Genomic DNA, 8,750 nt, shown 5'->3' with positions numbered 1-8,750 from the left:
CGGCGAGCGTCGCCGACAGCACGAAGGCGATCAGCTTGAAGCGGTCGACCGCGTAGCCGAGCGACACCGCCCGCGCCCCGGAACGACAGCCTCTAGCCCAGCCGCGCCAGCACGTCCTCGGCGAGTGACAGGCAGCTCGTCAGGCCCGGCGACTCGATGCCGAAGAGGTTCACCAGGCCCGGGAGGCCGTGCTCGGCCGGACCCTCGACGAGGAAGTCGGCGGCCGGCTCGCCCGGGCCGGTCAGCTTCGGCCGGATGCCGCAATAGTCGGGCGCCAGCGCCCCGTCCGGCAGGGCCGGGAAATAGGTCCGGATGCTGGCGTAGAATTTTTCCGCCCGAGCCGGGTCCACGTCGTAGCTCTCGGTGTCGATCCACTCGACGTCCGGTCCGAACCGCATCCGCCCGGCGAGATCGAGCGTCACATGGGTGCCGAGCCCGCCCTCGACCGGGGTCGGATAGATCAGGTGGGAGAACACCGGCCGGCCCGCGTACTGGAAATAGTTGCCCTTGGCGAGCACCAGCCGAGGCACCCGTACGGGCGGCAGCCCCGCCGTGGCGGCGGCGACGCGCTGGGCGCCGAGGCCGGCGGCATTGACCACCGCGTCGACCGTCAGGGTGCCGGGCTCGGCCCCGCCGTAGCGGACCTCCCAGCCCGCACGGTCGGGCGACAGCCCGGTCACCGGGGTGCGGAAGGCGACGACCCCGCCGGCGTCCTCCAGGTCCCCCTGCAACGCCAGCATCAGGGCGTGGCTGTCGACGATGCCGGTCTCCGGCGAGAGGGCCGCGGCGACACAGTTCAGCGCCGGCTCCAGCGTCGTCGCCTCGGCTCCGGACAGCATCGTCATGCCCTCGACGCCGTTCGCCTTCGCCTGAGCGCACAGTGTCTCGATCTTGGCGCGCTCGGCGTCGCGGGTGGCGACCAGGAGCTTGCCGCATTTGCGATGCGGCACCCCGTGCGCCTGCGCATAGGCGTAGAGCATCCGCCGGCCGCGAACGCAGTGGAAGGCCCGCACTGAGCCGGGCGGGTAGTAGATGCCGGCGTGGATCACCTCGCTGTTGCGCGACGAGGTGCCGGTGCCGATGGCGCCTGCGGCTTCCGCGACGATCACGTCGTGCCCGGCCCGCGCCGCCGCCCGCGCCACCGCGAGCCCGACCACCCCGGCCCCGACCACCAGAACCTGCATGCGCCCCTCCCGGCCGGGCCGCGCCCGCCGCCCGTCGGCTAACACCCTGGTCGGCCGTGCGCAATTGCGGAACCGGGACGCCCGGAATGCACGACATTGTCGGCGGCCCCCTACCGCGGACGGGATCGCATTCCCACATTTCGAAACGAGGGTGCGGTGCCGTGACGGGCCGTGCCGCAAACAACCAGGGGCGGGCTCACGGCACGCCCCGAGACGATGGTCCCCACGCGCCTTCGGGGCGGGCGGGCCAGGCCGAGGGAGAAGCACATGAATTTCGACAAATACACCGATCGGGCACGCGGATTCGTCCAGTCCGCGCAGTCGCTTGCGCTGCGCGAGGGGCACCAGCAGTTCGCCCCCGAGCACATGCTCAAGGTGCTGCTCGACGACCCCGAGGGGCTCGCCGCCGGGCTGATCGATCGTTCCGGCGGGCGCTCCCGCGACGTGCTGAGCGCCGTCGAGGCGGCGCTGAAGAAGCGGCCCAAGGTCGCCGGCTCGGGGGCCGGCCAGCTCTATATCGACCCGGCGCTCGCCCGGGTGTTCGACACCGCCGAGAAGGCGGCCGAGAAGGCCAAGGACTCGTTCGTCACGGTCGAGCGGCTGCTGCTCGCGCTGGCGATCGAGAAGGATTCCGAGGCGGGGAGGGCCCTCTCCGCCGCCGGCGTCACGCCGCAGAACCTCAATGCCGCCATTGAGGCCCTGCGCAAGGGCCGGACCGCGGATTCGAGCTCCGCCGAGAACGCCTACGACGCCCTCAAGAAATACGCCCGCGACCTCACCCAGGCGGCGCGCGACGGCAAGATCGATCCGGTCATCGGCCGTGACGAGGAGATCCGCCGCACCATCCAGGTCTTGTCGCGGCGGACCAAGAACAACCCCGTGCTGATCGGCGAGCCCGGCGTCGGCAAGACCGCCATCGTCGAGGGGCTGGCCCAGCGCATCGTCAACGGCGACGTGCCGGAGAGCCTCAACGACAAGAAGCTCCTGGCGCTCGACATGGGCGCCCTGATCGCCGGCGCGAAGTACCGGGGCGAATTCGAGGAGCGGCTCAAGGCCGTGCTGCAGGAGGTGACCTCCTCGGACGGCGGCATCGTGCTGTTCATCGACGAGATGCACACCCTGGTCGGGGCCGGCAAGGCGGACGGGGCGATGGACGCCTCGAACCTCCTGAAGCCGGCGCTCGCCCGCGGCGAGCTGCACTGCATCGGCGCCACCACGCTCGACGAGTACAAGAAGCACGTCGAGAAGGACGCCGCGCTGGCGCGCCGCTTCCAGCCCGTCTTCGTCAGCGAGCCGACCGTCGAGGACACCATCTCGATCCTGCGCGGGCTCAAGGAGAAGTACGAGGCCCATCACGGCGTGCGCATCACCGACGCGGCGATCGTCGCGGCCTCGACCCTGTCGAACCGCTACATCACCGACCGCTTCCTGCCCGACAAGGCGATCGACCTGGTCGACGAGGCGGCCGCGCGGCTGAAGATGCAGGTCGACTCCAAGCCCGAGGAGCTCGACACGATCGACCGCGAGATCATCCGGCTGAAGATCGAGCAGGAGGCGCTCAAGAAGGAGCACGATCCGGGATCTCGCGCCCGGCTCGGCGGCCTGGAGACCGAGCTCGCCGCGCTGGAGAAGCAGTCGGCCGACCTGACCAGCCGCTGGAAGGCCGAGAAGGAGAAGCTCTCGGACGCCCAGAAGCTCAAGACCGAGCTGGAGCAGCTCCGCGTCGAGCTCGCCAATGCCCAGCGCCGCGGCGAGTTCCAGAAGGCCGGCGAGCTCGCCTATGGCCGCATCCCGGAGATCGAGCGCAAGCTCGCCGCCAGCGAGGCGGCCGAGGGCAGGGGTGCCATGGTCGAGGAGGCCGTGACGGCCGATCACGTCGCCCAGGTGGTGTCGCGCTGGACCGGCGTGCCGGTCGACCGCATGCTCCAGGGCGAGAAGGACAAGCTCCTGAAGATGGAGGAGCAGATCGGCCGCCGCGTCGTCGGCCAGGCCGAGGCCGTGCGCGCGGTCTCGACCGCGGTGCGGCGCGCCCGTGCCGGCCTGCAGGATCCGAACCGGCCGATCGGCTCGTTCATGTTCCTCGGGCCGACCGGCGTCGGCAAGACCGAGCTGACCAAGGCCTTGGCCGAGTTCCTGTTCGACGACGAGACCGCGATGGTCCGCATCGACATGTCCGAGTACATGGAGAAGCACTCCGTCGCCCGTCTGATCGGCGCGCCGCCCGGCTATGTCGGCTACGAGGAGGGCGGAGCGCTCACCGAGGCGGTGCGGCGGCGTCCCTACCAGGTGATCCTGTTCGACGAGATCGAGAAGGCCCATCCGGACGTCTTCAACGTGCTGCTGCAGGTGCTGGACGACGGCCGCCTGACCGACGGGCAGGGACGTACGGTCGATTTCCGCAACACCCTGATCGTGATGACGTCGAATCTCGGCTCGCAGTTCCTGGTCGACCAGCCGGAAGGCGAGGACACGGATGCGGTGCGCGAGCAGGTGATGGCGGTGGTGCGGATGTCGTTCCGGCCCGAGTTCCTCAACCGGGTCGACGAGATCATCCTGTTCCACCGGCTCAAGCGCGAGCAGATGGGGCGGATCGTCGAGATCCAGCTCGGCCGGCTGCAGAAGCTGCTGGACGAGCGCAAGATCAAGCTGACGCTCGACGCCCGCGCCAAGGAATGGCTCGCCGACAAGGGCTACGACCCGGCCTACGGGGCGCGGCCGCTGAAGCGGGCGATCCAGAAGGCCGTGCAGGACCCCCTCGCCGAGCTGATCCTGTCCGGCAAGGTCAAGGACGAGGAGACCGTGAAGGTCACGGCCGGCAAGTCCGGCCTCACCTTCAACGGCGAGGCCGTCGCCCAGGCGGCGTAGAGCAGCGGCGGTCGCCGAAAACGAAAACGGCCGGGACATCGTCCCGGCCGTTTGTCGTCATGGGTGGGACGGCGCGCCGGCCGTCCTCGTGCCGTGCGTCACACGTGCTCCGCCGCGCCCGCCACGTCGGCGGCGTCGTGCTCGGCCTTCTCGGCCGTGCCGAGGCCGTTGAAGAAGGCGTTGAGACCGACCGACATGATGGCGGCGAGCAGGATGCCCGACTCCAGCAGCGGCTTGAGCACCACCGGGAACTGGTGGAAGAAGTTCGGCGCCACCAGCGAGATCATGCCGAAGCCGACCGACAGGGCGACGACGAACAGGTTGAAGCGGTTGTGCTTGAAGTCGACCGCGGTGAGGATGCGGGCGCCGGTCGCCGCGACCATGCCGAACATCACGATGCCGGCACCGCCGAGCACGACCTGCGGCACCGCCTCGACGAGCGCCGACATCTTGGGCAGCAGGCCGAGCAGCAGCAGGATGACGCCCCCGGCCGCCGTGACCCAGCGCGAGCGCACGCCGGTGACGCCGACAAGGCCGACATTCTGCGAGAACGACGTGTAGGGGAAGGTGTTGAAGATGCCGCCGAGCAGCGTGCCGACGCCATCGGCCCGCAGGCCGCGGGACAGCGCCTTGCGGTCGATCGTGCGGCCCGTCATCTCGCCGAGCGCCAGGAACATGCCGAGCGACTCGATCATCACGACGATCATGACGATGCACATGGTCACGATCGGGACGAGGTGGAACTGCGGCGTGCCGAAGTGGAACGGGATGACGATGTCGAACCAGCGCGCCGACAGCACCTTCTCGAAATGCATCACGCCGAGCGCCGAGGCCAGCACGGCGCCGGCGATGATGCCGAGCAGCACCGCGATGTTGGCGACGAAGCCCTTGCCCCATTTGATCAGGGCGAGGATGACCAGGAGCACGAACAGGGCGATGCCGAGCCCGCCGAGCTGGCCGTAATTGGCGTTGAGCACCATCACGGCCTTGCCGTCGATCACGCCCGGGAACGCCGGCAGGCCGCCGCCGGCCCAGTTGATGCCGACCCGCATCAGCGTGATGCCGATCACCAGGATGATGGTGCCGGTGACGACCGGCGGGAACAACGGCAGCAGCCGGCTGATGAAGGGCGCGATCACGATGCCGAACACGCCGGCGGCGATCACCGAGCCGTAAATGCCGAGCAGGCCGATGTCGGGCTGGGTCGCCATCGCCAGCATCGGGCCGACCGAGGCGAAGGTGACGCCCATCATCACGGGCAGCCGGATGCCGACCCCCGGGAAGCCGATGCACTGCACCAGCGTGGCGAGGCCGCAGGCGAACAGGTCGGCGCTGATCAGGAAGGCGACGTCCTCGGGCGGCAGCTTGAGGGCGCGGCCGATGATCAGCGGCACGGCGACGGCGCCGGCATACATCACCAGGACGTGCTGCAGGCCGAGCGTGACCAGCCGCGGAATTGGGAGCATTTCTTCGACGGGATCGATGGCGCGCTGCAAGGCTTTCCCCCTCACGATTGACGGCGTCCGGCTCGAAAGGACAGTCAAGGCGTGTGCCACGACGTGGCCGCGGGGGTTCGGCGTCGCCGTGCACGCGGCAGGCGCGGGTTCGTGGGCCGAGGTCTCGGCACGAACGCCACGACGCCTGCCGTCTTTTGCGGCAGAACGCACGTGACGTGATCACGTTTCGAGAGAGTTGACGTCCGAGAATTTACGGAGACGTCACGGGCGGCTGCTCTGCGCCATCCGGGCAGTGCTCTGGCCGACCATGCCGTTGATCCGGTCGCGTTCGCGCTCGAAGCCGGCGAGCGCCGGGCCGTCGAGCACGCGGCCGCGCGGCAGGCGCACCCGCATCGGGTCGACGAAGCGGCCGTTCACCAGGATCTCGTAGTGCACATGGGCGCCGGTCGACAGGCCGGTCGAGCCGACGAAGCCGATCACCTGGCCCTGGCGGACCTTGGTGCCGACGTCCATGTTGCGCGCATAGGCGGTCATGTGGCCGTAGGCGGTCTCGTAGCCGTTGGCGTGGCGGAGCCGGATGTACTTGCCGTAGCCCGACTCCCAGCCGACCTTCTCGACCGTGCCGTTGCCGGAGGCGAAGATCGGCGTGCCGGTCGGGGCCGCCCAGTCCACCCCGGTGTGCATCTTGGTGTAGCCGAGGATCGGGTGGTGCCGCGAGCCGAAGCCCGACCGCATGATGCCGGCGCCGACCGGCTTGCGGACCAGGAACTTCTTCGCGCTCTTGCCGGTCTCGTCGTAGTAGTCGACGATTCCGTCGTCGGCCGACTGGAAGCGGTAATAGCGCTTGGCCTCGCCGCCGACCACGAGGCCGGCATAGAGGACCTCGGAGCGGCCGTTCGTGTCGTCCTCGCCCGCATACACGACCTCGAACGAGTCGCCGGCCTGCGCCTTGCGCTGGAAGTCGACGTCGTAGGAGTAGATGCGGACCAGATCCTCGATCACGGGGCGCGGGATGTTGTGGCGCAGCGCGGTCTCGTAGAGGCTCTGATAGAGGCGGACGCCGGTGCCGTCGTCGTCGTCGTCCTCGGGCTCGGTGACCTGCTGGGTCATGGCGCTCTGGACGTCGACCGATACGTATTTTCCGAGATCGGACAACGCGACGACGGCCTCGATCGTCGTTTCGCCGATCAGAACGACTCGCGCCGGTTGAGCACGGCCGCTCGGCAGCGGCGACATCAGGACCCGGAGCTTCTGGCCTTCCTTGAGGTTGCCGTCGCGGCCGCGCGGGCCGAGCAGGGCGGCGATCGCCTTGATCTCCTCGGGCGTCGCGCCGAGCTCCTTGAGCAGGGAGCCGACCGTGTCGCCCTTCTTGACCGGCACGATGCGCTCGTTGGCGGCGAGGCCGCCGGTCGTCTGGCTGGCCGTCTTGGGCAGCAGCGTGATGTTCTCGGGAACGATCCGCGCCTCGAAGCCGGCATAGGGGTCGATCTCGCCCTCGACCGCGTAGGCCAGCCGGGTGGCGCCGGTGAGGTCGGCCGAGGCGTAGCGGGTCGAGCCGGCGCCGGTCCAGTTGGCGGCCTCGCGCACGCGGCCCAGAATGTCCTCGAGCGGCACCGAGACGACGATCTTGGCGCGCGGCAGCACGGTGCCGAGATCGCGCGTCACATAGGTCACCTCGGCGTCCGGCGCGGCGTTGGCCACGTCCTCGCTGGCCGCCGTGTTGGTGCCCGGCTCGGCGATCAGCTTCTGCGGATTGAACGGCGGAATGCCGGCCGAGGCCTCGCTGAGCGACAGCGACAGGTTGGCGCCGACCCGTACATAGGGCCGCACCCGCACCATCTCGCGATCGCCGATCCGGGCCGTGGTGGAGACGCGGATGACCTGGCGCGCGGCGACCGACTCGGTGACGGCCGGCAGCCGGTCGCCCTTGCGCAGGCCGACGCGCTCGCCCTGGCCGCCCAGCGTGCCGCGCAGGCCAGCCTCGAACCGCTCCGGGCTGGCGGCGAAATTGGCTTCGCCGTCGAGCGCCGCGAACACGGCGCCGCCCATCAGGGCCGCGCCGCACAGGCCGGTGAGAATCGTGCCGGAAAACCACTGGACCGAGATGCGGCGACGGTCGAGCTCGCCGACCTCGCCGTCGACCGAGAGCGGTGGCTCGTTGCCGAGATCGATGGCCACGGGACCCGGTCCCGGCCGATACGACCCGCGCGGCCTGCCTTGATCCACTGACCCCGTTCCCCCTGGTCGAGCGGCCCTGGCGAGCCGCTCTCCATCCCCGATCCGTCACCGCCCCCCGGCGGTGCGCGCCAAGCCTCCGTCCGCGTCACGCGGAGCGGGACCAAGGCGACGGGCGGCCGATTGTTCTGTGGCCGCCGAATCCCGGAATGGAACCCCTTACCCGTGATCCGACACACTCCCGAAATTTGTGGCCGCAATTGGGCCCAAGCCCTTGACGGGGCCGCCCCGGCGCGCGGTTCGCCGGCGCGGTGGTGCGGGCGCAACACATCGGGTGTCCCAGGGAAATCCGAAATAGCCGAAAGGATCGAGGCCGGCCGGGGACGAGCGTCTCGACGGGCGCTCGCCACCGGAGCGCCGGCCGCCCGCCGGCCCGCGGGTCCGGTGGTCCCGTGGCGGAAGGCGCGGGGCGGTCATTCGACGGCGGGACATCCCAGGCGGCGAGCGTCGTCGGGACGCGCCGGCGAACAGCGCCGTCGTGGTGATCGAGGCCCGAGCCAAGGACCGCCAACCTCGCGAGGCGCGGCAACGCCCGTGATCCTGGCGCCAGGCGAGGGGCGGCACGACGATCGGCATGAGCGTCCACGCCGCCGGCTGCGTCCCGGTCCTCTGCTCGGCTGCCGGCCGCCGGAGAGGGTCGGGCTTAGTACGCAGGCCGGCCGCGGATTCAATTTCGGTCACTCGGACGCTTTCGGGCGGGTTGGGTCAGGATCCCTGCCCGACTCCCAAGCCATTGAGGATGCCAGTAAATTTCGGAGAACGAAAATTCTGCGAAATCGTTGTTGACTTCGAAGCGGGAGGGGGGCATATAAGCGTCATCACGGGCCGCCGCCGCCTCGGCGCGATTGCGCGTCTCTAGAGTTCCTCATTTCGACGTGGAACGCTGGACCCCGACGGTGTCGGGCGCATCGCTTCGTCGACAGCGGGCGGATCGTGACAGGGTGTGGGCTTCGGCTCATGACCTAGGGTAGGGGCTTCGGCTCCACGGGGACTTTGGTCCTCCGGAGGC

General features: G+C 69.8%; 4 protein-coding genes. 1 reads left to right on the top strand and 3 read right to left on the bottom strand.

Going from position 1 to position 8,750, the window contains the following annotated elements:
* Positions 1-92: 92 nt before the first annotated feature.
* On the bottom strand, positions 93-1,184 hold the full coding sequence (locus CH341_RS24485) for an NAD(P)/FAD-dependent oxidoreductase (protein ID WP_111421599.1): 1,092 nt from the start codon (positions 1,182-1,184) through the stop codon (positions 93-95).
* Between the two features lie 267 nt (positions 1,185-1,451).
* Between CH341_RS24485 and clpB the strand changes: the two genes are divergently transcribed.
* Positions 1,452-4,049: an ATP-dependent chaperone ClpB gene (gene clpB / locus CH341_RS24480; protein ID WP_111421598.1), complete on the top strand. Its 2,598-nt coding sequence runs from the start codon at positions 1,452-1,454 to the stop codon at positions 4,047-4,049.
* 98 nt (positions 4,050-4,147) lie between these two features.
* Here clpB and CH341_RS24475 read toward each other — a convergent pair whose 3' ends face one another.
* Both CH341_RS24475 and CH341_RS24470 read right to left on the bottom strand, forming a co-directional pair.
* On the bottom strand, positions 4,148-5,515 hold the full coding sequence (locus CH341_RS24475) for a nucleobase:cation symporter-2 family protein (protein ID WP_111421600.1): 1,368 nt from the start codon (positions 5,513-5,515) through the stop codon (positions 4,148-4,150).
* Positions 5,516-5,767: 252 nt separating this feature from the next.
* Positions 5,768-7,732 (bottom strand): peptidoglycan DD-metalloendopeptidase family protein, encoded by a 1,965-nt coding sequence (locus CH341_RS24470; protein WP_111421597.1) that lies wholly within the window; start codon positions 7,730-7,732, stop codon positions 5,768-5,770.
* Between the last annotated feature and the right edge of the window lie 1,018 nt (positions 7,733-8,750).

Origin of the sequence: Rhodoplanes roseus, assembly GCF_003258865.1 — a bacterium.
Taxonomy (GTDB): Bacteria; Pseudomonadota; Alphaproteobacteria; order Rhizobiales; family Xanthobacteraceae; genus Rhodoplanes; species Rhodoplanes roseus.
The sequence above is the reverse complement of the archived record's forward strand: the minus strand, read 5'-3'. Positions and strand labels throughout refer to the sequence as shown.

Coding starts and splice junctions, on each gene's coding strand:
- CH341_RS24475 (WP_111421600.1), bottom strand. CDS start 5,515: ATGCTCCCAATTCCGCGGCTGGTCACGCTCGGCCTGCAGCACGTCCTG.
- clpB (WP_111421598.1), top strand. CDS start 1,452: ATGAATTTCGACAAATACACCGATCGGGCACGCGGATTCGTCCAGTCC.
- CH341_RS24485 (WP_111421599.1), bottom strand. CDS start 1,184: ATGCAGGTTCTGGTGGTCGGGGCCGGGGTGGTCGGGCTCGCGGTGGCG.